Origin of the sequence: Komarekiella delphini-convector SJRDD-AB1 (genome assembly GCF_014831675.1) — a bacterium.
GTDB lineage: Bacteria > Cyanobacteriota > Cyanobacteriia > Cyanobacteriales > Nostocaceae > Komarekiella.
This window is the reverse complement of sequence record NZ_VJXY01000009.1, coordinates 145,099-168,854: the sequence shown is the minus strand read 5'-3', so window position 1 is coordinate 168,854 and position 23,756 is coordinate 145,099. Positions and strand designations below refer to the sequence as shown.

Below are 23,756 nucleotides of genomic sequence, written 5' to 3'. Positions count from 1 at the left end.
TGAATATTTAGACAATGCCCCAAAAATGCGTAGGAGTACGACTTGGCTCAGTAACCATCGTAGACATCGCCCGTTTTTAATCCTTTAATAAATTTTGCTTACAAAGATATTTGCTATCACTCTTGAATAAAGCGTCTCACCTCATCCACAGGTAAGCTAAGAGAACTTGCAACCTGTTCCACACTCAAGCCTAACTCTAATAATCGAGGTATTGCATCCCGTCGGGCTTGCTCTGCGGCTTGTCTTGCTTGTTCCGTTTCTTTGTGACTTAAGAGTTTTTTCCCAGTTTGGGGTTCAAAAAACCGCAATTCTCCGTCAAACAGTCTGAGGTCTAAACCTAATACTTCACTATGAATTGACGTAACTCCATCAGGTAAAAGTTTTGCTGCAATAGGTTGATATTTGCCTTCAACTAAACTCGAACCCTTCAGTTGTGGACTCAGGTAATCTCCAGTTGGGTCATACTGAAAATACTCTTGCACACCTAGGAGTGCGTATTTCTTTGGTTTATCCTCTTCGTCGTTCTCTTGGGTGGTTAAAGAAGTAACTTCTAAAACAAAACTAGGGACTTTATCCTCTTCTTGCCAAACCTTGTAGCTGAGGCGCTTCTTTTTTTCTACTCCAAACACCACAAAAACATCAGGAGCTACCACAGCACTAGGAATGCCGTTTTTGTAGTAAAGGAACAGGTTCCCTGATACGTAGATGTCATCTCGGTCTTGAAAATAAATGTCTAGGGATTCTACACCGTAAATTAGATAATCGCGTGCTGGATCACTTTCCGCCATCGGTGTACCATCAGAGTCGGGGTAGATAACCTCGGTTTTGAGTTGGTTGGCAGAAAGAGTCATAGCGCAAAGACCTAAACTCAACTGGGACTGGTTCAAAAATACCATTTTAATCAGAGTTCTTTGAGGTCAGAGAACATTACTATATTTAAGAAACACTTTATTAATCTTAATAATGACTGTAACTACTCAGCAGACAGCAACACAAGATGCCTTTGAAAAATTCTTTTGGACTTGGCAGGGGCACAAAATTCAGTATACCGTTATGGGTACAGGACGCCCTCTAGTACTGGTTCACGGCTTTGGTGCTTCCATTGGACACTGGCGCAAAAATATTCCTGCTTTAGCAAATGCTGGCTACCGGGTTTTTGCCATAGACCTTTTGGGTTTTGGTGGTTCTGATAAAGCGCCAATTAATTACAGCGTGGAAGTTTGGGTTGAACTGCTGAAAGATTTTTGGACAGAACACATTCAAGAACCGGCTGTATTTATTGGTAACTCCATCGGCGCACTTTTAAGCTTGATAGTGCTGGTAGAACATCCAGAAATTGCTGCTGGTGGTGTTTTAATTAACGTTGCGGGTGGGTTGAGTCATCGCCCCCACGAATTGAATCCACCACTACGTATTGTGATGGGAGCTTTTAACAGGTTTGTGCGATCGCCTCTTACAGGCAAATTTGTCTTTAATCGCATTCGTCAAAAAGACCAAATTCGCCGTACTCTCTACCAAGTTTACCGCGATCGCACAGCCGTTACTGATGAATTAGTTGATTTACTTTATACTCCCGCTTGCGATCCGGGAGCGCAACAAGTTTTCGCCTCCATTCTCACAGCACCTCCAGGCCCAACTCCAGTGGAACTATTGCCCAAAGTCGAACGTCCCTTATTAGTAATTTGGGGTGCTGATGATCCTTGGACACCGATTACCGGGGCAAAGATTTACGAGGAGGCGCGTAAGAATGGCAAAGAAATCAAAATTGTTCCCATTCCCAACGCCGGTCATTGTCCCCACGATGAAGTTCCAGATGTTGTAAATGCCCAGATTGTTGCTTGGCTAGCACAAAGTCCATAAATTCTCGCCTAGTGGTTCACTACACAAACATTGAGACGTGTAGATTAGGAAAAAGTTAAAGAGATAGGAGAAATAAACCTTTTTCCTTTACCTACTCACCAAAGTTTCTTTGGCAGACTACTAGATACAAGACAATACGGTTTGGTTAAAGTAGAAAAGTTTGAATTCTACCCTTTACCATTTTCTCAGACCATAACAGAGATGGAAGAGTGCTGATCCGAACCGTATTAAAATGCAAGACACTAAGAAGAAACTTGAGCCATACGCTTTGGTGCGGGCAGTGTAAAAGTACAGCTAACAATTTGGGTGAGTGCCTCTTATTTTTAATTGCACCTTGACAAAATCAAACTCATGTGGTGTACGTAATGGAGCTTGATCTGCGTAATGAATATAAAGGGATAATTCCCTCAAGTCACCATCCAAATTTTTCCCAGCTAGGCTATCAAGTGATTCGTGAACTAGGACGTAATCGTGAAGGAGGACGCATTACTTACTTGGCTAATGCCCTCAACTGTAATCAACAGGTGGTAATTAAAGAGTTCCGGTTTAGTAGTGCGGTTACTGACTGGTCAGGAGTAAAAGCTTACGAGCGGGAAATTGAAATCCTTAAAAAATTAAATCATTCCCGCATTCCTCGCTATATAGATTCCTTTGAAACATCAGGGATTTTTTATATGGTGCAGGAGTATAAAAAGGCTCCATCTTTAGGATTAAGGCGTAGCTTTCATCCTGAAGAAATCAAGCAAATTGCTCTTTCAATCTTAGAAATTTTGGTTTACCTGCAAAAGCAAGTTAACCCAATTATCCATCGAGATATCAAACCAGAGAATATTTTAGTTGATGAGCAACTGAATGCTTACCTGGTTGATTTTGGATTGGCTAGGATACAGGGTGCAAAAATAGCTCTTAGTAGCTTCGTAGCAGGAACCCCAGGTTTCATGCCACCGGAAGAACAGTTTGGTCACGCCCTCACTGAGGCGTCAGACTTATATAGTTTAGGAGCAACGCTGATTTGTTTACTTACTAATACCCGTTCTGTTGATATTGGTAAATTAATTGATGATAACTATCGCTTTAGTTTCCAGAAATTAGTTCCTCAAATCAATCCGCGTTTTGAGTCGTGGTTGATAAAAATGGTAGAACCTAACCAAAAACGTCGCTATGCTAATGCATCTGTTGCTTTGGAAGCACTAAAGCCAATTCAGGTAATGGGTGCTGGTACTGGCGTAGATAATTTAGTCGCTGCAATAAAACGTAGACAAAGAACTACTATGCTGGGGCTAGCCACTATTATTATGCTGACTGCGGTGGGGACAACTTTGATGATTTCTCAGCCTGGTGGTGCAGTTAGGCAAATACTGGAAGCTAAAAAATGCCAAGGTATCGGCTTAGACTCAAATTGCTCGGAAAAAATCGGATATTAAGATTGATGCGCCATAATCAGAAACCTGATTTGTCATAAAGCTAGTGTTTTGAGGAGAATATATGCAGATTACTGCTTCAGCGATTTCGCTCAACGTCGATGATGTCATAGCATCTGCCACATTCGTCAAACAACATTTCGGCTTCAACGAAGACATGTCAGCCAATGGCTTTGTGTCGCTCTCTCGACAGGACGCTGGGTTCAACTTGATTTTTCTCCAAACTGGATTAGAAACTTTTAAGCCGATCCACATGCGCGGACATCGAGCAGATGGTTTGCTCATTGCCTTTGTGGTAGACGATATTGATCGCGAATACACACGATTGCAAGCCGAAGGAGTGACGATTACGACTGCGATCGAAACTGAACCCTGGGGTGAACGGTTCTTTCAAGTTACCGATCCGAATGGTGTTGTCATCCAACTTGTCCAGTGGATGACTGAGCCAGGAACTTAGCCATGAACCCTTGAACATAGTTGTCATGAGCATTTTAATAGCTGCGGACTAGATGAGCGATCGCTTTAGCTCTACCAACAACACTATGATTGCACAGCTCGATAGCAGAGCGCGATGGTGAACGATGCGGCAGCCACAAGTGCTGCTGCCGTCCGAATGTGATTCCAGATTGTCCAGTTGGTAAGGTAGCTAGACCATAAACTTTGACCGATGGTGCTATCCGGCTCGACTTTCGCCAGCGCATCATTGAGTGGCACATTGAACACGATAGTCACGCCTAATGTGCCAACGATATAGAGCAGGCTGCCGAGGAGCAAGTAGGCAGCACCGGGTTGATGCCACCTTAATAGTGAGAAGATAACCAGAAGAATGCAAGCCGCAGCCGTTCCAAATAGCACCGTCATAAATAGCGGATTGATCGCCGCGATATTGATGGATTGCATGGCAGCAATGCCCTGCGCCGGCTGGAGTCGGGCAAGGGCGTTCATCACGAAAGTTGAGAAGGCGAAGAAAACTCCAGCCATTAACCCACAGCCGAGTACTGCCAAAAGCTTCAATGCCAAAAGCGAGTAGTCAAAATTTGTCATACCGGAGTATAAATCACTGCTCAACGCCTTGTAAACGCATCATGTCGGGAGTAATACTTTTCGGATAAGCATTCTTCGCCTCTGGTCTGGGCAAAGGTTAAGGGGAAAAGCGGAAAGAGTGAATTTAACCCTTTCCCCTTTCTCCTTGAACCGAAAAGTATTGATGTCGGGAGCATTTTCAACCTTGGCTAATTGCACTTGGCTCCATATAGATAATTTCCCAAATATGCCCATCTAAGTCAGCAAATCCATGTCCATACATGAAACCGTGGTCTTGCGGTTCATTGTAGATTGTTCCACCAGCTGCGATCGCCTTGCGAACCATTTTATCGACTTGTTCTCGGCTATCAGAAGATAAACATACAAGCACTTCTGTGCTTTTTGTGGCATCACAAATTTCTTTGGGAGTAAACGTTTTAAACTTCTCATGCGTCAAGAGCATGACGAAGATGTCTTCGGACACAATCATGCAGGTGGCAGTTTCGTCAGTGAATTGAGGATTAAACTCGAAGCCAAGTTGAGTAAAAAACTCGATGGATTGATTGAGATTTTTGACTGGCAGATTGACGAAAATTTTAGTACTCATGGAGTATCCTTTTGAATCATTGCACAGTGAAGATTAGCGAAAAAGCACTAAGGTTTGAGTCTGAGAAAGATGCCCGGAATTCGTAATTAAGAAGGTCAAACAGCCTTCTCGCAGTTAACCATCCACGGAATGCCGAATTGATCAACCAACATCCCAAAGCGGACAGACCAGAAGGTTTGACTGATCGGCATCTTTACTTTTCCGTTTTCTGCTAGGGCGTGAAAGATGCGTTCTGCCTTTGCTGGCTCGTCAACGCTGATCTGCACGTAGAAGCCTTGGGGTGTTTCAAAGTGTTCTGGCGGACTGTCAGACCCCATCAATAATCGATCGCCTAGATCAAGGCAGACATGCATGATTTTGTCGTGCCATTGGGCGGGTACATGTTCTGCTGTGGGGGCATCTCCGTGAGTGAGCATCATGACGATTTTCCCGCCCAGACATTGTTCATAGAACTTGAACGCTGCCTCACAGTTGCCGTTGAAAAAGAGATAAGGATTGATTTTCATGGTGTGCTCTTTTAATTGGGTTATGGGTTTAGCGTGAATACGGCTTGAGAGGTCTGTGGATTAAATGGAACAGAGATATGTTGATGTAAGATCTGCCATTCGCCTTGATTGCGCTGGCAGACAGCAGTAATCCGCATCCACGTCTGCATTGCCGGATGGTGTGGTTCCATTGCTGTGAAGTGCGAGAGCCAATGTGCAACCGCCAAGTTGTCACTGACAGTGATGTTGAGATCTCGTGTTTCTATCTCAAAGGAGTCCGGGAAATAAGGCAAACACTCTTCCCAGACTTGACGGAAAGCACCTTTCCCCTTGATTTGGAACGGGGGTTTTACATCAAAGATGATGACCTCAGTTGCATAGTGGGACATGATCTGATCAACATCTTTAGCGCAAATGGCACTTTGTTGATCGGCAATCAGTTGGCGAATCTCAGCTTCGTTGAGTGTTATCGTGCTTTTAGCTGTCATTCAAGTATCTCCTTTTGGTTTGAAAAACCTAATGCTCTGGCAAGCCTGCGACTTCAATCACTGGGCGAATTTCGACAGTGCCGACTTGCACTGCGGGAATCCGGGCAGCGATCGCGATCGCCCCGTCGAGATCTTGGGCATTGATTAGAAAAAACCCGCCCAATTGTTCGCGCGTTTCTGCAAACGGGCCGTCGGTAACAAGCGGTTTGCCATCACGCACTCGGACGCTGGTTGCAGTGGCGACAGGGTGAAGCGGGGCGGTTGCTAGATACTGCCCATTCGAGTTGAGTTGCTGGGCGAGCTGCGCGGATTTCACATAACAGTCCTCCCGCTCGGTTTCGCTCAGAGCATTTTCCTCCAGGTAAATCAGCAGCAAATATTTCATTCCGTTATTTCCCTTTGTGAGTAAGTCGAACGGCGTAGTTGTTGACTGTTGACTGTTGACTATCAAGGTAATGTGCAATTTAAATGCATGACAGCTTATCTGTGTTATTTTTCTTTGTGAGTAAGTCGAACGGCGTAGTTGTTAACTGTTAACTGTTGACTGTTGACTGTCAAGGTAATGTGCAATTTAAATGCATAACAGCTTATCTGTGTTATTTCCCTTTGTGAGTAAGTCGAACGGCGATCGCTTAAATCGACACCTCGTCAGAAAATTTTTTCTTGTCAGCTATGGCTTCAAATGCAGAATCAGATGTAACCCAAGCGATCGCCTCGGTTTATCGGACTGAGTGGGGTCGGATTGTTGCCACCTTGATCCGGTTGGTTGGGGATTTCGATGTGGCTGAAGAGGCGGCACAGGAAGCCTTTACAGCTGCATTAAATCAGTGGCAGTCCACGGGCGTTCCAAATCTTCCCCGTGCGTGGATTATCAAAACAGCCCGATACAAAGCCATTGATCGCCTCCGACGCCGGACACGGCTGACGGAAAAACTGGAATGGTACGCTGCATCCGGGCTAATCCCAACGACCGAGGAGCCAACCTACGACACCGATGAAATTCCAGACGATCGCCTACGATTGATATTCACTTGCTGCCACCCAGCGCTGGCGATCGAGGCTCAGGTTGCTCTGACGCTGCGGATGCTAGGCGGACTTGAGACGGATGAAATCGCACGGGCGTTTCTTGTACCCACGGCGACAATGGCACAACGCCTGGTGCGTGCCAAGCGCAAGATTCGTGACGCGGGTATTCCTTACAGAGTGCCGGATACAACCGATCTGCCGCCGCGGGTGGAAGCAGTCCTGACGGTGATCTATCTCATTTTTAACGAAGGCTACGCGGCAACAAGGGGCGAGGCAATGGTGAGAGCCGACCTCTGTACAGAAGCCATCCGGTTGGGTCGCCTCGTGAGGGCGTTGATGACACCACAGCCGCCAGCCCAAGTGACGGCGCTGGTTGCGCTCATGTTGCTGCACGACTCGCGGCGCGATGCTCGTCTTGATGAAGTTGGCGATCTTGTGCTGCTCGAAGATCAAGATCGTCGTCGCTGGAACCGACAGCAGATTACCGAGGCCCTGCCGTTGGTCGAGGAGGCATTGCGTGGCGGAACTAGTCCATTTGCCTTGCAAGCGGCGATCGCAGCACTACATTGTCAGGCGGCACGGGCACAAGAGACGGACTGGTTACAAATTGTCCACCTCTACGATTTGCTCGAACGCTTGCAGCCCTCGCCGATTGTTTCGCTGAACCGGGTGGTGGCGATCTCAATGATAGACAGTCCTCAGACGGCGCTCGAACTCATCGATAGGCTTGCCCCCCAACTTGATGGCTATCACCTATTTCACGCCGCGCGTGCCGATCTGCTGCGCCGCATGGGAGCCTCAGTAGAAGCTGCACAGAGCTACGCGATCGCGCTTGTGCTGGTCACTAATGAAAGCGAACGCCGCTTTCTAGAACGTCGGCTGCGCGAAGTTCAAGCATAACTAACTGTAGTGGCCTACAATCAATTGGACTCTAGAGACGTTGCAATGCAACGTCTCTACCAAAGGATTTGTTGATTCGAGTACCATTCAACTAAAAGGTACAGACAAATGGTTCAAGTTATTCTCTGAGCATGAAGTTCCGAGTTCTGAGCACGAAGTTCCGAGTTCTGAGCACGAAGTTCCGAGTTCTGGGCACAAAGTTCCGAGTTCTGAACACAAAGCTCCGAGTTCTGAGCACGAAGTTCCGAGTTCTGAGCATAAAGTTTCGAGTTCTGAGCATGAAGTTTCGAGTTCTGAGCACGAAGTTCCGAGTTCTGAGCACGAAGTTCCGAGTTCTGATGTCGGATTTACTTACTGCAAAGATATTTATTGCTACTTTCTTTAGTTGACAATGCGTCTAACTACGAACTTGAATTTATTTATGTCTTGTTACTTAGAGAATTACTCTTGAGCGATCGCTTGCACCTCTTCTACTGACAAGCCCAATGCTTGGGCAATCTGCTCTACATTTAAACTCATTTGCAATAATCGAGGTACGGCGTCCCTTCTAGCTTGTTCTGCTTGTTCAGCGCGTTGTCGTTCTTGTTCGGCGCGTTGTCGTTCTTGTTCTAGCGTTTGGGAAATTTCTTTATAGGTCAAAAAACGTTCTCCGTCAGGGCGATATAAATCCAAACTCTCTGGTGATAAAGCAAACCGAATTTTCAACTGAGGACTTACCCAATCTGCCATTTGAGCAATGACATCTAAGCCGTCTTCACCACGCAGCCAACCCCGTAAGTTATTTTTGTCAGGATCGTAAATGTAGTACTCTTCTACTCCGTAGCGATCGTAGAAAAGTAATTTTTTGTCCATTTCATTTGGTGTGTTGCTGGGAGAGAGTATTTCAAATACCACTTGCGGTGCAATTTCCCCTTCTTTCCATTGCATGTAGGAGAGGCGATCGCCTTTTGGTCTACCTAATACCACCATGACATCTGGGGCGTTGACAATGGTGTTACGTCCCTCAAGGGGATACCAAAACAAATCCCCTGCGACAAACACGTTGGGATCTTCAGCAAATAGCCAATCTAAATTCTGCTGAATCTCGACTATCCAGCGAAACTGTATAGTATTATTTGCCACTGGTTGTCCGTCACAATCTGGGTATATGACCTCTGGCTGGGTCTGCGGTTGGATTTGAGATACCATAGCTTCGCCCTTAGAAGGATGTTTAGTCGTAATGCTTCCAAATTAGCAGATACAGGAGGATGTCTGCGGCATGAATTTGGAGCGATCGCCACTAAAAACAGTACGATTGTTCTACCATAACCGTAATAAAGATAGTATTATTAAGGACTGTTTCACGCCGCCTCTCACCATCAGCCTGCCGATATGTCAGATCCAAAGCTAGCCGAATCCCCGAAGTTCCGATCGGAGGAAACCGACCCTCAGACTTCTCTTCTAAATGGACATCTTCCCTACCCCAACCATAACAGCCAGAATACCATTCGGATTCGGGGTGCTAGGCAGCATAATCTGAAAAATATTGACTTGGAATTACCGCGCGATCGCCTAATTGTGTTTACTGGCGTTTCTGGTTCGGGTAAGTCTTCTTTAGCTTTTGATACCATTTTCGCTGAAGGTCAGCGGCGCTATGTGGAATCCCTCAGCGCCTACGCGCGGCAATTTTTAGGACAATTGGATAAGCCGGATGTGGAGGCGATTGAAGGCTTAAGTCCAGCGATTTCCATTGATCAAAAGTCAACTTCTCATAATCCCCGTTCCACTGTTGGCACAGTAACGGAGATTTATGACTATCTGCGGCTGTTGTTTGGTCGCGCTGGTGAACCCCATTGTCCAATTTGCGATCGCTGTATCTCACCCCAGACAATTGATGAGATGGTTGATCGGATTATGGAATTGAGCGATCGCACCCGCTTCCAAATCCTCGCCCCCGTTGTCAGAGGTAAAAAAGGCACTCACCGCAAGCTGTTATCGAGTTTGGCATCTCAAGGCTTTGTCCGTGTGCGCGTCAATGGCGAAGTGCGAGAACTGTCCGATTCGATTGAATTAGATAAAAATTTTACTCACACTATCGAAGTTGTAATTGACCGCTTGGTAAAAAAACCTGGTATTCAAGAGCGTTTAGTCGATTCCCTTTCTACGTGTCTCAAGCAATCAGGTGGGATTGCTACCATTGTCATTGGTGATAATCAGGAGCAAACAACAAATGATAAAGAAGAAGAATTAGTATTCTCGGAAAATTTTGCTTGTCCAGAACATGGGGCGGTAATGGAAGAATTATCGCCGCGATTGTTCTCGTTTAATTCACCTTATGGGGCGTGTCCTCATTGTCATGGGATCGGGACTTTAAAAAGATTTTCGCCTGATTTGGTAGTACCTGACCCAGAATCACCATTGTATGCTGCGATCGCGCCTTGGTCAGAAAAGGATAATTCTTACTATCTGGAATTGCTCTACAGTTTGGGACAGGCTTATGGGTTTGAGTTACAGGCTATTTGGAGCAAGCTGACAGTAGAACAGCAGCAGATAGTTTTGTATGGAGAACCAACCAAAGAGGGAGATAAGAAACAGAATTTTAAAGGGGTAATTCCCATACTGCAAAGACAGTATGAGGGTGCTTCCGAGATAATTAAGCAAAAGCTAGAGGATTATTTAGTTGATCAGCCCTGTGAGGTGTGTGGCGGTAAACGGTTAAAACCAGAAGCCTTGGCGGTGAAGTTGGGACAATATGGAATTTTAGAGTTGACTGGGGTTTCAATTCGGGATTGTCGGGAGAGAATTGATCAGTTCAAGTTAAGCGATCGGCAGTTACAAATTGCTGATTTAGTACTTAGAGAAATCAAAGCTAGATTGCAATTTTTGCTAGATGTAGGATTAGATTACCTCACCCTTGACCGTCCAGCAATGACGCTTTCGGGTGGCGAAGCACAAAGAATTCGTTTAGCAACACAAATTGGTTCTGGTTTAACAGGAGTTCTCTACGTTTTAGATGAACCAAGTATTGGTTTGCATCAACGAGATAATGGACGGTTGCTCAAAACCTTAACAAAGTTGCGTGATTTAGGTAATACATTAATTGTTGTCGAGCACGATGAAGAGACAATTCGCGCAGCTAATCACATAGTTGATATTGGCCCTGGTGCAGGAATTCACGGCGGAAATATTATTGCTCAAGGTGATTTTCAGGCGTTGCTAGCAGCAGAAGATTCCTTAACTGGTGCATATTTATCAGGACGACGGGTAATCACCACACCAAGCAAACGCCGAGAAGGAAATGGCCGCAGTTTAGTAATCAAAAGTGCCAATCGCAACAATCTAAAAAATATCGATGTAGAAATCCCACTAGGTAAACTTGTCGCCGTTACTGGTGTTTCTGGTTCTGGCAAATCTACCCTAATTAACGAATTACTTTACCCATCTCTGCAACACCACCTAACTAAGAAAGTTCCCTTACCCAAAGAGTTAGATAAGATACAGGGATTAAATGCTATTGATAAGGCGATCGTTATAGACCAATCCCCCATTGGCCGTACACCGCGTTCTAACCCTGCAACTTACACAGGCATTTTTGATGCTGTACGGGATGTGTTTTCCCAAACGGTAGAAGCCAAAGCTAGGGGTTATAAACCTGGACAATTTTCCTTCAACGTTAAAGGTGGACGTTGCGAAGCTTGTAGCGGACAGGGTGTAAATGTTATTGAAATGAACTTTCTACCTGATGTTTACGTGCAATGCGAGATTTGTAAAGGTGCAAGATACAACCGTGAAACTTTGCAGGTAAAGTACAAAGACAAGTCCATTTCTGATGTTCTCAACATGACAGTTGAGGAGAGTTTAGAGTTTTTTCAAAACATACCTAAAGCTGTCGCCCGCTTGCAAACTTTATTTGATGTGGGCTTAGGTTATATTAAACTTGGTCAACCTGCGACTACCTTATCTGGTGGTGAAGCACAGCGGGTGAAATTAGCAACAGAACTATCTCGACGCGCCACAGGTAAGACACTTTATTTAATAGATGAACCGACAACAGGTTTATCTTTTTACGATGTCCACAAATTATTAGATGTATTGCAACGGTTGGTAGATAAAGGCAATTCAATATTAGTAATTGAACACAACTTAGATGTAATTCGTTGTGCTGATTGGGTGATAGATTTGGGGCCAGAAGGTGGCGATAAAGGCGGAGAATTAATTGCTGTAGGCACACCGGAGGAAGTTGCAGCTAATCCCAAGTCTTATACTGGGCAATATTTACAGCAGGTTTTGCAGCAGTATCCAGCAATGAAAAAGTAATAAGGAGCGTTACGTTTCACCAATCACATTGAAGATAGTTAAAAACAGTACAATAGACTTCCTAGTAAAGTACCCTACATCTAATTTTATCTAGATTTTAGGAATATCTAATTTTTGAATCTAATTTTTGAATGTTGTATTACAGTATGGATGAGTTAACTGTGCATTATCTAAAGTACCCAAACCACCGTCAGCTTTTCTTTTAATGTGGTCTATAGAGTTAAGACGACTGGGGAGATAGCCACCACAGATTTTACATCGTGGAGAACCAGGTAAAGCATCTCTGATAAAAGCAGCAGCTTTGGTCTCTCGTGAGAATTCTTTACTTTCGGTTTCATTTGTATTACCTTTTGTTCTAGCTTTTAAAGAACCAAAATATTTTTCAGCTATGATATCCTTGATGACATTTTTCTTATCTATTTCTTGTGATAATTTATCAATAATTTTTATATAAAAATCTTTAACTTTCCCTCTTGCTTTGACTGCATTTCCATTTTTAATGACAATCTGTGGAACCATATCATCTTGCCAAATCACCCATTCAAAATCTTTTCGTACTTCTATAAAATTAGTAAAATATTTAGCTTTTTCTAAATGTAATATGAAGGTAACAATACCATAAAATGAGCCAATTTTCGGCTTTCCGGCACTAGTGTAAACATATATGATAGGATGAAGGCCCAAAGATGAAGGATGATTGCTATTTATCCTCTGGACTACCTTTTTACAACTTTTTAGCAGTTCTACAGTTTTATCTCCTGTTGGATCATCTCCTAATTGATCATCAATTTCTATCCCATTAACCATATTTACAAACTCTAATATAACTTCAAGTTTTTCAGCAGTTGATAGATTCCCTACTAGCGGTACGTCTAAAGTTTTAATAGGATTTTTTAGTTTAGGTTCAAAAAGAAGTTGATGTATATCTTGGGCTAGTTGTTCAATCTCATCCTGCTTGTCTTGTGAGAAGTCTGACCAATATTTGTGACCATTACCACTTCTCATAATTGCACGAGCAGCAACACCATTAGGTGTCTTACGTGCTTTTAATAAACGCATTTCGGTTTCACCAATTGGCGCTGCTTTTTGATTAATTTTAAAGAAAGACGCTTCTGCTTTTTCTGAATCACCTTCAACCCATTGAAGCTGGATACCTAAAGCTCCTAAATTTCTTGCTCTTTCAATAAGTTTTTGATCTAATTGTCCTCGCTGCTGTGTGAATGATTGATAATCCTTGTATGCACCTATCCTTTGTTTAATTAGTTTCTTTACTTCCTGAGCAGCACTTTTTTGTTCTTCTGTAATGTCTCCATCATAAAATTCTTTGGAAATCTTGCCGTCACCATAGTCATCATTGATCCAGGCTATTAAAGAACTAAGTCGATGTGAACCATCAATTACAAAATAATAACTGCTAGAACTTCTCCAAAGAATGACCGATGGTATTAAATCGCCATCTAAAAAACTTTCTATAAACTCACATATTTTTTCAGCTTCCCACTCATTAGTTTCTCTTTGAAAATCAGGTTTGCGTAAAAAAGGATAAAAAAAAGAATTTTTTTCTAAATCACGAACCGATATCATAGGAATATTTCTGCCTATGTTTTGACCTTGCTGCCCTTGGACTTCAAATGCTTCTCTTGCTATGAGTGCATCTAGGCTGACTTTTGAACTATCCTTCACCATCTTCGCCGTCTCTTTATTTTGTCAGTATAAATAATAACATAAAAAAGCGATCGCTTAATCTGAAAATAAACAAGCTCGCATCAACATGAAACAACTTCCCTAAAGCTTCAGCTTGTTGTCGAGAAATTTTTAACTCACCATTAATAACTTTATCGACAATCTCGCTCGAACCAAGAATTTCGACTAAAACAGCTTGTTCCAAACTCTGAGCTTCGATTAAATGCTTGAGTTTTAAGTGAGGTTTTGAGGAATTTCTTTGATAATGTTTTTCTTCAAAATCCTCAATCAGTTTTGTCAATAATTTCAATAAAATATCTTCTTGAGATTTCAGATAAGAACGAGAAAGTAGTTCTTCAACAATTTCTAAAAAATTCTCGTTTTTCTCTTCTGTTTTGATAATTCGAGGTTGATATCGAGATAGCAATTAGCTGTAAATTTCTGAGTTAAAAGTAAAGGTCATTTTTCCGGCTCTCTTTGAGAACTTTAGCCAAGTGGACGATGAAGGCTACCAACGAATAATATAAGTGGAGATATTGCGCGATCGCAAGGAAACTGTGTAGGCAATGTCTACGACGGACTTCGCCTACGCACCTAATCACTAGATATCGCTGGAATTGCTTTTAACTAAAGATTCTTGAGAGCGATCGCTTAATTACTTCCAATTTCTAATAGCTATCTAAGAAACCTACACGTATGTTTATACAGTATAATATAAAACTAAATCTCTAAGATTATTACTTAATTTCTTTCGTCAATACATAAAATATATAAACTTTAATATGAGTTTTAATATTAGTTTTAATATGAGTTCTTAAACTTGAGAAACATGAAATTGAAGTTAATATTTTATTTAAGTAAATATAAATCACTATAACTTAATTTTAAAAATAAGAATTCGGTTATTGTTCAAGTTATTTACATTATTGACTGAAAACATTACATCAAGCTAAGCATATCATAAATATCTCAAGAGAAAATAGACTTATGAATCGCAAAGATATTCAGGAGCAATGTCAAAGTATCCTTAAAGACTTACAACAAGAAATTTATCAATTGCTTGAAGAAGTACAAAATAAACTTCAACAAGTAGAGTTACAAAATTTAAAAGAGAATATTCAGGAAGAAATTGCCAGTCAAATATCACTTTTACAGCGCTTTGGGGAATACATTTTAAAAGTTCAAAAGAGCAAACCTAAGAGTATAGCTGAATGTATCACTCTACAATCAAAACTCAAATCAGCTAAAGTAGCTTTGTATTTTCTGCTAATGATGAAGCAAGAAAAAATAGTTCTTGCTAAAAATATAAGACACGATATTGAATATTTTATTAACAGTAAAACATTTCTAGGTTTGATAAAAAATTTTTTCAAGCAAGCTGTTCGAGAATGGTCAGCACCGACCAAAATTTTGCTGGGACTTGCAATAGCAATGCCAATCTATTCGATTGTAATTCCAGGAGTTTTTGTAATCACAGTTTTGGTAACAACACTTACTCAGATAGACTTACTGACAGAGGCATTGAATAATAGTAATGCTGTGCCAAAATCCTCTAATATTCTAGATGAAAAAGCAAAAGTTAAACCAAGTCAAATACAACTATTCTTTGAAAGATCTACTTTGGTAATGGTAGCTGGCTTTGCTGGAACCTTCGGCAGTATAATTAGCATCTTAATTAGGCTGAAAAAATATCAAGATACTGATTATAAAGGCTCGGTTGCTCCTATTTTAGTTGGCTTTGCTAAACCTTTGATTGGAACAGCATTTGGCATCTTAGTTTTTACAATTATTAACTCTAATATTATTTCAACTATACAAGTTCCTAAGTCATCTCAAGAGCCAGAAAATACTGATATCAAGTATTATTTCTTCTTTTCAATTGCATTTGTAGTTGGTTTTAGCGAACGGCTTGCTGATGATATTATCCAGCGAGCGGAAGGCGTTGTAATGCCATCAGAAACCGTAAGTAAGCTTCAAGAAGCAGGGGAAAATTTTCAGCATTCTGCCCAAGAAATTCAGGGAGCAGGAAAAGATTTTCAGCATTCTGCTAAAGACATTCAGGAAGCAGGAGAAGATTTTCAAAGTTCCGCCAAAGATATTCAGGAAGCAGCAGAAGATCTAAAACATAGTGCAGCTAATGAGCTAGCAATAAACTACACTGAATCTTCTCCAGAAGATAGCTCACAAACCCAAAAAACTCAATCCGAGCAAATTTAGAAACTGGAATTTAAGCTAATAATATCATGGAGATAACTAAACTTAGTTTTACAACTCATTTTTGCTCAACCTTGAATTTTTGCAACACAACTCTATCAGTTACGAATCATTAAAAAGAGAACCGACTGCTAGTTGTCTTGAATAGTCCGTACCGTCAGTTCTATTATCATAAACGCTATACGGCCCTTCAATTATGTTGATTAAGGGATTAAAGCCGTAATTGATAGCGATTATCTGAACATTGATATCGCCCCCTAATAAGTCCTCTATTTGTTCTGAAACTAGATCATGTATAAATGGGTTTACATCAATAGGGTGTAAGTCGGAAATTACTATTTTAGCCATTATCTTGTTTTTGTAATCAGGATGTAATTTGTGTTTTACCATTTACATATATTCCCTACCAGTATTCTCAATTTTCATTGGAAGTCTTGAAATTGATTTGGGAATAAAGAGAAGGAACAGGAGGAAAAGAGAAAGATGCTTATCACAACTTACTTTTTTCGTTAGGAATTTTCTACTTACCATGAATTAGGTCAGTACTGTCAGTCATTATGAGGTATTTTTGAGGACATTACCCGGTAAATACTAATTTTTTAATTAACTTAAAATTTTAGACTGAGGAAGCTCGATTTTAGACGATATAGCGTCTTTGTAATCATTAAAACCATTTAATTTTACTTTTAAATTTTTACATTATTAATCAAAATTTAAAGAGATTATATGTAAAATTATCATAAAAAAATAATTAAGATGTAAAGCTTTTACTATATAAAAACTAGTTATATAGACATTTTTTAGGACTTAATTAAGTAAGTTTTGTCCTAAAATTGATGATTTTTACAAAAATTTTTATTGGCTTTGCCTGTTTAAGAAAAACTTTACATAAGCTTAGATTTAAATTAAGATAAGAGAAATATATAGTAGCTAATTAGCTTTCTCCTCCCTTCATAAAAAACTGCTTTAAAATCTTCCCCGGTTTACGATCCCAAGTGTCAATATGCTCGTATATCAAACCGTTCCGGTTGAGTTTATAAGTCGAGTATCCATTAAAAAACACACCTGCTTTCCAAGGAACACGTAAAACTCCACGAACTGTCCACTTTGCTAAAATGGTGTCTTCGGCTGACTGAGAAATTTCATGTACATCAAAATAAATTTGATTAAAAAATAGCCGAGCGTGAAATCGCAAAGTCCAAAATATAATGCGATAGTTGAATTTGTATTTGAATTTGTTTACCGGGTCTTGAAAGTAGATATCTTGTGTATAGATATTATATGAGATATCTTTTTGAAAAAGTGTTGGTAAGTCCTGTTTAAGAGTTTTTATTACTCGTTCTATTTGCAATTGATATTCCACGCCTTTTTTCCTTAAAAAATATTTCTTAGCAATTTCTCCACTTCCTGCCAAATTGAAGATGACCTGTTATTGCTAACACCATCTCCACTTAAATATGACAAACTTGGAAATGACGCAGACTTAGTATAGGGGCCACTTCGTAAAACTTTAGCCAGGGTATTGTTATTGTCTCGCAAACCTTCGTAAAAAAATAATACTTCTCCTTGAATGCCAAGTTGGCGGTTGTATTCAATTGCCTGTACTAGATATTCAGGACTAATGCAGTAAGAGCCAAGTTTTATCAGAATTCCTGGCGCTAACTTTGGCAACGTCACATTTGTGAACTGCTGGTTTACTAGTTTATCAGCGATCGCCTGATAACTTCTAAAATCACGACGATAAATCTGCGGATGGATAATATCGACTAGTCCCCGCTTAAGCCATGTGGGTGAGTCTTGCAGATATTCTTTAAACGCCCAATCATGTATATTAGGAGCCATTGACACCAGTAAGTTATGATTAACCGCTTTCACCTCCTGGTATAGACGCGCCAAGAAGTCAGTGAGAATGTTTGCACGCCATTGTAACCATTGCCAATCTTTAGGGTTTTGTGGTGGATTGTGATTAAACTGCTGGCGATAGCGTGTGATAGTTACCTGATCATAGCCACCTTCACATGGTAATGCAGGAAAGCGATCGTCACCTTGGATACCATCAATATCGTAATTTTTCACAACTTCCAGCACCAAGTTCAACAGAAATTCTTGCACTTGGACGTCGAGGGCATTCAACCACTCGAAACCGTTTTTCTTCAATAAATTACCTTTGCAGTCACGGGCAGCCCACTCCAGTTTTTTCTGCAAAAGTGTACCACCATTCAAGTTATATGAACTAGCAAAGCCGTATTCAAACCAAGGGATAACTTTCAGGCCAACTCGCCGCGCCTCTAATATAACTTCATCTAACGGGTCACGACCTACGCACAGAGGGTCAATTTCCACCCCAAAAGTCCGCTGCATTGTTTGACTAGGATACAAAGTTACTGCCTTGTTCCAAACAACGGGAAAAACTGCATTAAAGCCCGTCTCAGCCAGAAAGTCCATCGCCTCGGCAATGCGTTGCTTTGACCTAAGAACTTTACTATCAGTAGTGGTAAGCCAGACACCGCGTATTTCTGCCATAACCAACTTACATATCTAAAAACAGTGTGTATAGATACGTAGCAGCTTGCCGTGAAATATTGCTACTTTCAACCCGTGAACAGCTGACTATATCGCGCTTGAATTAGCAGATAAATCCCGTAGGCAACTAAACCAAAGGCGACAATGCCCAAAAGCCATGAACCGTAAGGTTGTTGTGCCAAAGTCTGTAATGCCTCAGCCAAACCTCCAGCAGCGCTAGCATCAAATTGTCTTGCGGCTTGAATCAAAAACCAGCCAATGATGCAAAACACAACGCCCCTTGCCAGCAAACCAAATCTGCAAATACCCATTACCCACTTGCGTTCTGTCTGGCTTAATTCGGTTAAATTGAGTTCTTTGCGAAACTTGGCAGTAAAGGCTTTATAAAACTGATAGAAACCCATACCAATTATAAATGCCCCGATAGTTCCCACCAACCATTGGCCAAAGGGTTGAGAAAGTAAGCGAGCCGTCCAATCGTCGGTGGAATTACTATTACTATTACCGCCTGAACCTTGGATAAGTTGCACAGCACTAACCGCTAAACCAGCGTATATCAAACCATTGATTGCATAACCAATTCGCTGAGCTAATCCTTTTGCATCTGTACCTTTATTTTCTGGGTCTTTTATTGCTTGCACAAATCGCCAAAGTACATATCCAATTAAACCAATTGCGATCAGAGTCAGCAATAATTTACCAAATGGTTGAGTTAAAAGTGTTTGTAGAGCACCTCTGGTATCGGTCGTTCGACCACCTGTACCAAAAGCTGCCTGTGCTGCTAATAATCCGACAATACCATAAACTACTCCTTTGGAAGCATAACCGAGTCGTGCTAGTCGCTCAACCCATATTGAAGGGTAGTGTGTCAGCTGTTTTGTCATGGTAGTTGGATGAAGTCATGATATTTTTTTTAGCAATATTTATCGAAAATCTACATCTATCTAAGGGAGAGTTATGCAGATACTTTAATATAAAAAATTACCGCCATAATGCTTTCTGCTAATAGATGTTATGGCATTCAAAAAGACACAATAATTAAAATTATCTATTGTATGCTTTAATAATTTTTTCTACAGATGGAGTAGTATTAATGGTGTTTGTAAATGAATCTTCTTGGAAACACGAATATATAACTACGAATGGGGTGAAACTACATTATGTCACCCAGGGTGAAGGGCCTTTGATGCTGATGTTACATGGTTTTCCTGAGTTTTGGTACTCATGGCGGCATCAAATAACAGAATTTGCTAAAGACTTTAAAGTTGTCGCTCTTGACTTACGTGGCTACAACGACAGTGATAAGCCAAAAGAGCAATCAGCTTATATCATGGATGAATTTGTTAAAGATATTGAGGGAGTAATTAGAGGTAATGACTACCAGAATTGTGTTTTAGTTGGACATGATTGGGGTGGTGCGATCGCCTGGAATTTCGCTTACAATTATCCAAGTATGGTAGAGCGCTTAATTATACTCAATCTGCCTCATCCGGCTAAATTTGCTCAAGGTTTACGCACTCCTCAACAGTTGCTACGTAGTTTCTACATCTTCCTATTTCAATTACCGTTACTACCGGAATTATTCCTACAATCTTCAGACTACCAAGCAATTGAAACCGCTTTTAAAGGTATGGCAGTTAACAAAAATGCTTTCACTCAAGCGGATATTGACGCTTATAAAAATGCTGCTGCCAAACGTGGTGCTCTCACAGGAATGTTGAACTATTACCGCAATATTTTTCAACAGAGAATGCTCAATCAAAACTGGCGCGTTTTAGAAGTACCAACCCTGATGATTTGGGGAGAAAAAGATACCGCACTTGGTAAAGAGCTAACTTACGGCACTGAAGCTTATGTTAAAGACTTTCAAATTAAGTATCTACCCAATTGTAGCCATTGGGTGCAACAAGAACAGCCTGAGTTGGTTAATCAGTATATACGAGAATTTCTAACGACTTAGTTATTTGTGGTTGCTGCTATACCAAATGGGTAATTGCTCAAGTAAAAATACTCATTAGCTTTAGCTAAATCAAGCTGAGTAGTGCAACCTATAAAAAAGATTTAACAGTGATTTAATGGTGGCTGTTTTTCAAGCTTTATCGCTGATAAATAGCCCAAAAACAGAATCAATACTTTTTTTGGCATCATCAATATAGCTGTCACATATCATAATAAGCTTCCGAGGTCAATCTGTGTCCCCAAGGAATTTAATGAGATAATAGGGCTGTGAGGGAAAGAACGGACGCAACTTGATAATCAAGGGGGAAATATTATGAAACTCCAGCTATTAGCACCTCTAGCCTTAGCAACTCCCCTCTTTTTCGCTAGCGCAGTTAGAGCTGAAAATCCGCAGGACTTACAAAAGCTGTTTTCAACTAGGGAATGTATTCAGTGCAATTTATCAGGAGTTAACCTCAGTGGTGCTCATTTAATTGGTGTTGACTTGCGAGGAGCGAATCTTCAAGGAGCCAACCTTACAGACGCAAACCTCGAAGGTGCTGACTTAACTGGTGCTAACTTGGCAGGCGCTAACTTAACATCGGCTCATGTAACCAATGTGAACCTGAAGCAAGCCAATCTTAACGGGGTAAATTTTACTCGCGCTAAGATTTATGATTCCAATGTGTATCAAGCATCGATGGAAAATCTTAATATTACTGATGCTGAAATATATAACACTGGAATCGGTGTTGGTGGTGAAGATGCACAGATTCCAGATTGGGACTAGGCTCATCTAAGTAGGCGGTTAAAATAACCAAAACAATAGTTTTAGCAGGTTTTAAACCAGAGAAACTATTTGTTTACAAGCGTTATCCCTAAACCTCTCCTACAAAAACATCAAGACAAATCAAATCCTCTACCTTTTGGACTTCACATCATTAAGGTAGGGGGTTTCTTATTAAAGTTAAATTTTAGTTAATTTTATTAATTGAACTGTATTGTAATATATTCATAATAATTTTACTATATCTAGCTTTTAGTCTTTTAAGTGGAGAACTTAGCTTTTTGAAAGACTCAAAACACGGAAATATTGAAGATTATTTTTAGTAGTCTGCCAAAGCTATTTTGACAGACTAAAAGCATTTAGCGAACTTTGTTAGAGATATTTTTGCCTGCTTGTGCTGCACTATCGCCTACATCACTAGCAGTTTCTTGAGCACCCTCTACGTAGCCCGAACCAAATTCTTTAAGGGCCTCTGCTGATTCTTGTCCAATTTTCTGAAGACGTTCACCAGGAGAGCCTTCTGTTTCACGAGCTTCTTTATTCCATTGCCCTACTGTTTTTGGTCTTTGGGCATCATTTTGCTCTACTTGTTCACGAACTCTTTCTTTTAAGCCTGTGTTATCACGCCCAGGAGTAGCATTTGTTGTCAGCAGTAAAAAACCAACTAAGACAACAGCAAAAAAACGTTTTACTTGAAGTCCCTTCAGCAAGGAACTAATATAAGTAGTTGTCCTAGAAATCAAACTTGTCATGCAAATACTCCATTAATTGTTGGTTGATGCTTTTCTCAATTTTGGCGTAGATAATTGGCTTACTCAAAATTCATCTACTGCTACGAAAAGTCAAGCTTAGTTTTTAGCTGCGATTCATCAAGCGAATGGAGCTATAAGCAGTAATAAAATTTAGTAAGACTTTACCTATTTTTCAGCCAATTAGCTATTTTGAACATAAATAAACCCTAACTATAAAAAGGTAGTTATTCTTCTAGCAAAAGGTATATCTCGGTTATGAAAAAGAGGAACGCTACTATGCCTCTAAAACTAGAAAATTTAATCTAAATAGCATAGGTGAAGTTATTCCCAAGGTGCGATTGTCATATCTCTGTATTTACCCACTTTCAAATATTCCGTTAGCTACAAAAAAATGAGGGCGTAGACAAGTTGTTAAGTTGCCAATACCCTCACATATATATGCTAGGATTTTGCAGTAGCGGATAATTTTAAGTGAGTGCTTGAGCGATCGCTACTGAAAAAGACTCATTTACCGCTTTTTTCAACAATTCTGCCTTATCGGTGCGTTCCCAAGGCAAGTCTAAATCCGTCCGCCCAAAATGACCGTAAGCCGCGACGTCCTGATAAAAACGTCCGCCTCGTTCACTTGGTACGTTGCGTAAATTGAAGGTATGGATAATTCCCGCCGGTCGCAGTTCAAAGTTCTGCTTAACTAATTCCAGCAAGGTTTCATCATCTACTTTGCCAGTACCAAAGGTTTCCAGTAAAATGCTCATCGGTCGCGCTACACCAATGGCATAACTTAACTGGACTTCACATTTATCTGCCAACCCAGCAGCAACAACATTTTTTGCCACATAACGAGCAGCATAAGCAGCAGAACGGTCTACCTTGGTGGGGTCTTTGCCAGAAAAAGCGCCGCCACCATGCCGTGAATAACCACCGTAGGTATCAACAATTATTTTCCGTCCTGTCAGACCAGAGTCTCCCTGCGGGCCACCAACGACAAATTTGCCTGTGGGGTTAACTAAAAAATGAGTTTCCTGACTCGGCTTAATGTCAATATCACCAAAAACAGGTTCGACCACCGCTGACCAGAGGTCTTGTTTAATCTTGGCTTGCACTGCTGCCTCATCCTTTATTTCCCCAATACTCGCTGTATGCTGAGTGGAAATCAGGATAGTATCAATACCTACCGGGCGTCCATCTTCATAGACCACTGTTACTTGTGTTTTGCCATCGGGGCGCAAGTATGGCAATTCCCCTGTTTTGCGGACTGCTGCTAGTCGGCGAGCAATGCGGTGGGCAAGACAGATGGGCAAGGGCATTAGTTCTGGTGTTTCATTGCTGGCAAAGCCGAACATTATCCCTTGGTCGCCCGCACCAATTTTATCGAATAGTTCATCACTATCCTGCTCGCGGGTTTCTTGAGCGGTGTTGACACCTTGAGCAATATCAGGTGATTGTTCGTCTAAAGCTACTAAAACACTGGTACTGTTAGCAGAAAAGCCATTATCGGCATCGGTATAGCCAATCTCAGCAATCTTCTTGCGGGCAAGATTGACGTAATTCACATTTGCTTTGGTAGTAATTTCACCTGTAATTAGCACTAAGCCAGTATTAACTACTACTTCAGCCGCTACACGGCTGCTGGGGTCTTGTGTTAGTAAGGCATCGAGAATAGTATCAGAAATCTGATCGCAAATTTTATCTGGATGACCTTCGGTGACTGATTCAGAGGTAAATAGATATCGACGAGACAAGGGCAATTCCT

The 23,756-nt window shown here is 41.2% G+C and carries 23 protein-coding genes; 8 read left to right on the top strand and 15 right to left on the bottom strand.

Going from position 1 to position 23,756, the window contains the following annotated elements:
* Window positions 1–116: 116 nt before the first annotated feature.
* Complete coding sequence (locus FNW02_RS11085) at window positions 117–851, bottom strand: Uma2 family endonuclease (protein WP_191757595.1); 735 nt, start codon at window positions 849–851, stop codon at window positions 117–119.
* 112 nt (window positions 852–963) lie between these two features.
* Between FNW02_RS11085 and FNW02_RS11080 the strand changes: the two genes are divergently transcribed.
* The 3 genes from FNW02_RS11080 (at window position 964) to FNW02_RS11070 (ending at window position 3,738) form a co-directional block, all read left to right on the top strand.
* The gene (locus FNW02_RS11080; protein WP_191757594.1) at window positions 964–1,860 is read left to right on the top strand and encodes an alpha/beta fold hydrolase; all 897 of its coding nucleotides are present in this window, start codon (window positions 964–966) and stop codon (window positions 1,858–1,860) included.
* A 365-nt stretch (window positions 1,861–2,225) separates the two neighbouring features.
* Window positions 2,226–3,284 (top strand): serine/threonine protein kinase, encoded by a 1,059-nt coding sequence (locus FNW02_RS11075; RefSeq protein WP_191757593.1) that lies wholly within the window; start codon window positions 2,226–2,228, stop codon window positions 3,282–3,284.
* Window positions 3,285–3,345: 61 nt separating this feature from the next.
* Window positions 3,346–3,738, top strand: a complete 393-nt coding sequence (locus tag FNW02_RS11070; RefSeq protein WP_191757592.1) for a VOC family protein — start codon at window positions 3,346–3,348, stop codon at window positions 3,736–3,738.
* 83 nt (window positions 3,739–3,821) lie between these two features.
* Here FNW02_RS11070 and FNW02_RS11065 read toward each other — a convergent pair whose 3' ends face one another.
* The 5 genes from FNW02_RS11065 to FNW02_RS11045 all read right to left on the bottom strand — a co-directional run bounded on the left by FNW02_RS11065 (window position 3,822) and on the right by FNW02_RS11045 (window position 6,347).
* Entirely contained in the window at window positions 3,822–4,325 is a 504-nt protein-coding gene (locus FNW02_RS11065; RefSeq protein WP_191757591.1) for an anthrone oxygenase family protein, read from the bottom strand.
* Window positions 4,326–4,503: 178 nt separating this feature from the next.
* Complete coding sequence (locus tag FNW02_RS11060; protein WP_191757590.1) at window positions 4,504–4,911, bottom strand: VOC family protein; 408 nt, start codon at window positions 4,909–4,911, stop codon at window positions 4,504–4,506.
* Between the two features lie 95 nt (window positions 4,912–5,006).
* A complete protein-coding gene (locus FNW02_RS11055) occupies window positions 5,007–5,417 on the bottom strand; it encodes a VOC family protein (protein WP_191757589.1) in 411 nt (136 codons plus the stop codon).
* A 20-nt stretch (window positions 5,418–5,437) separates the two neighbouring features.
* On the bottom strand, window positions 5,438–5,884 hold the full coding sequence (locus FNW02_RS11050) for a YybH family protein (protein WP_191757588.1): 447 nt from the start codon (window positions 5,882–5,884) through the stop codon (window positions 5,438–5,440).
* A 28-nt stretch (window positions 5,885–5,912) separates the two neighbouring features.
* Window positions 5,913–6,347, bottom strand: coding sequence for a YciI family protein (locus FNW02_RS11045; protein ID WP_225225571.1), 435 nt, complete (start codon window positions 6,345–6,347; stop codon window positions 5,913–5,915).
* Between the two features lie 209 nt (window positions 6,348–6,556).
* Here FNW02_RS11045 and FNW02_RS11040 point away from each other — a divergent pair, with 209 nt between their 5' ends.
* Complete coding sequence (locus FNW02_RS11040) at window positions 6,557–7,810, top strand: RNA polymerase sigma factor (RefSeq protein ID WP_191757587.1); 1,254 nt, start codon at window positions 6,557–6,559, stop codon at window positions 7,808–7,810.
* 441 nt (window positions 7,811–8,251) lie between these two features.
* Here FNW02_RS11040 and FNW02_RS11035 read toward each other — a convergent pair whose 3' ends face one another.
* Entirely contained in the window at window positions 8,252–8,998 is a 747-nt protein-coding gene (locus FNW02_RS11035; RefSeq protein WP_191757586.1) for a Uma2 family endonuclease, read from the bottom strand.
* A 183-nt stretch (window positions 8,999–9,181) separates the two neighbouring features.
* Here FNW02_RS11035 and uvrA point away from each other — a divergent pair, with 183 nt between their 5' ends.
* Window positions 9,182–12,106, top strand: a complete 2,925-nt coding sequence (gene uvrA, locus FNW02_RS11030; protein WP_225225570.1) for an excinuclease ABC subunit UvrA — start codon at window positions 9,182–9,184, stop codon at window positions 12,104–12,106.
* Between the two features lie 120 nt (window positions 12,107–12,226).
* Here uvrA and FNW02_RS11025 read toward each other — a convergent pair whose 3' ends face one another.
* Both FNW02_RS11025 and FNW02_RS11020 read right to left on the bottom strand, forming a co-directional pair.
* Window positions 12,227–13,792, bottom strand: a complete 1,566-nt coding sequence (locus FNW02_RS11025; protein WP_191757585.1) for an HNH endonuclease family protein — start codon at window positions 13,790–13,792, stop codon at window positions 12,227–12,229.
* Window positions 13,793–13,805: 13 nt separating this feature from the next.
* The gene (locus FNW02_RS11020; protein ID WP_225225569.1) at window positions 13,806–14,216 is read right to left on the bottom strand and encodes a helix-turn-helix domain-containing protein; all 411 of its coding nucleotides are present in this window, start codon (window positions 14,214–14,216) and stop codon (window positions 13,806–13,808) included.
* Window positions 14,217–14,776: 560 nt separating this feature from the next.
* Between FNW02_RS11020 and FNW02_RS11015 the strand changes: the two genes are divergently transcribed.
* Window positions 14,777–16,006, top strand: a complete 1,230-nt coding sequence (locus tag FNW02_RS11015; protein ID WP_191757584.1) for a hypothetical protein — start codon at window positions 14,777–14,779, stop codon at window positions 16,004–16,006.
* A 99-nt stretch (window positions 16,007–16,105) separates the two neighbouring features.
* Here the strand turns inward: FNW02_RS11015 and FNW02_RS11010 are convergent, their stop codons facing one another.
* The 4 genes from FNW02_RS11010 to FNW02_RS10995 all read right to left on the bottom strand — a co-directional run bounded on the left by FNW02_RS11010 (window position 16,106) and on the right by FNW02_RS10995 (window position 19,410).
* Window positions 16,106–16,393, bottom strand: coding sequence for a hypothetical protein (locus FNW02_RS11010; protein WP_191757583.1), 288 nt, complete (start codon window positions 16,391–16,393; stop codon window positions 16,106–16,108).
* 544 nt (window positions 16,394–16,937) lie between these two features.
* A complete protein-coding gene (locus tag FNW02_RS11005) occupies window positions 16,938–17,366 on the bottom strand; it encodes a DUF2358 domain-containing protein (protein ID WP_191757582.1) in 429 nt (142 codons plus the stop codon).
* Between the two features lie 11 nt (window positions 17,367–17,377).
* Window positions 17,378–18,532, bottom strand: a complete 1,155-nt coding sequence (locus tag FNW02_RS11000; RefSeq protein ID WP_191757581.1) for a glycoside hydrolase family 10 protein — start codon at window positions 18,530–18,532, stop codon at window positions 17,378–17,380.
* Window positions 18,533–18,594: 62 nt separating this feature from the next.
* Window positions 18,595–19,410 carry a DUF1206 domain-containing protein gene (locus FNW02_RS10995; RefSeq protein WP_191757580.1) on the bottom strand — a complete coding sequence of 272 codons (816 nt, stop codon included), beginning with the start codon at window positions 19,408–19,410 and terminating at the stop codon, window positions 18,595–18,597.
* A 209-nt stretch (window positions 19,411–19,619) separates the two neighbouring features.
* Here FNW02_RS10995 and FNW02_RS10990 point away from each other — a divergent pair, with 209 nt between their 5' ends.
* On the top strand, window positions 19,620–20,486 hold the full coding sequence (locus FNW02_RS10990) for an alpha/beta fold hydrolase (RefSeq protein WP_225225567.1): 867 nt from the start codon (window positions 19,620–19,622) through the stop codon (window positions 20,484–20,486).
* Between the two features lie 312 nt (window positions 20,487–20,798).
* Window positions 20,799–21,254 carry a pentapeptide repeat-containing protein gene (locus tag FNW02_RS10985; RefSeq protein WP_191757579.1) on the top strand — a complete coding sequence of 152 codons (456 nt, stop codon included), beginning with the start codon at window positions 20,799–20,801 and terminating at the stop codon, window positions 21,252–21,254.
* Between the two features lie 356 nt (window positions 21,255–21,610).
* On the opposite strand, the gene FNW02_RS10980 is transcribed toward FNW02_RS10985, so the two are convergent.
* Both FNW02_RS10980 and metK read right to left on the bottom strand, forming a co-directional pair.
* Window positions 21,611–22,003: a hypothetical protein gene (locus FNW02_RS10980; RefSeq protein WP_191757578.1), complete on the bottom strand. Its 393-nt coding sequence runs from the start codon at window positions 22,001–22,003 to the stop codon at window positions 21,611–21,613.
* 467 nt (window positions 22,004–22,470) lie between these two features.
* The gene (gene metK / locus FNW02_RS10975) at window positions 22,471–23,745 is read right to left on the bottom strand and encodes a methionine adenosyltransferase (protein ID WP_191757577.1); all 1,275 of its coding nucleotides are present in this window, start codon (window positions 23,743–23,745) and stop codon (window positions 22,471–22,473) included.
* Between the last annotated feature and the right edge of the window lie 11 nt (window positions 23,746–23,756).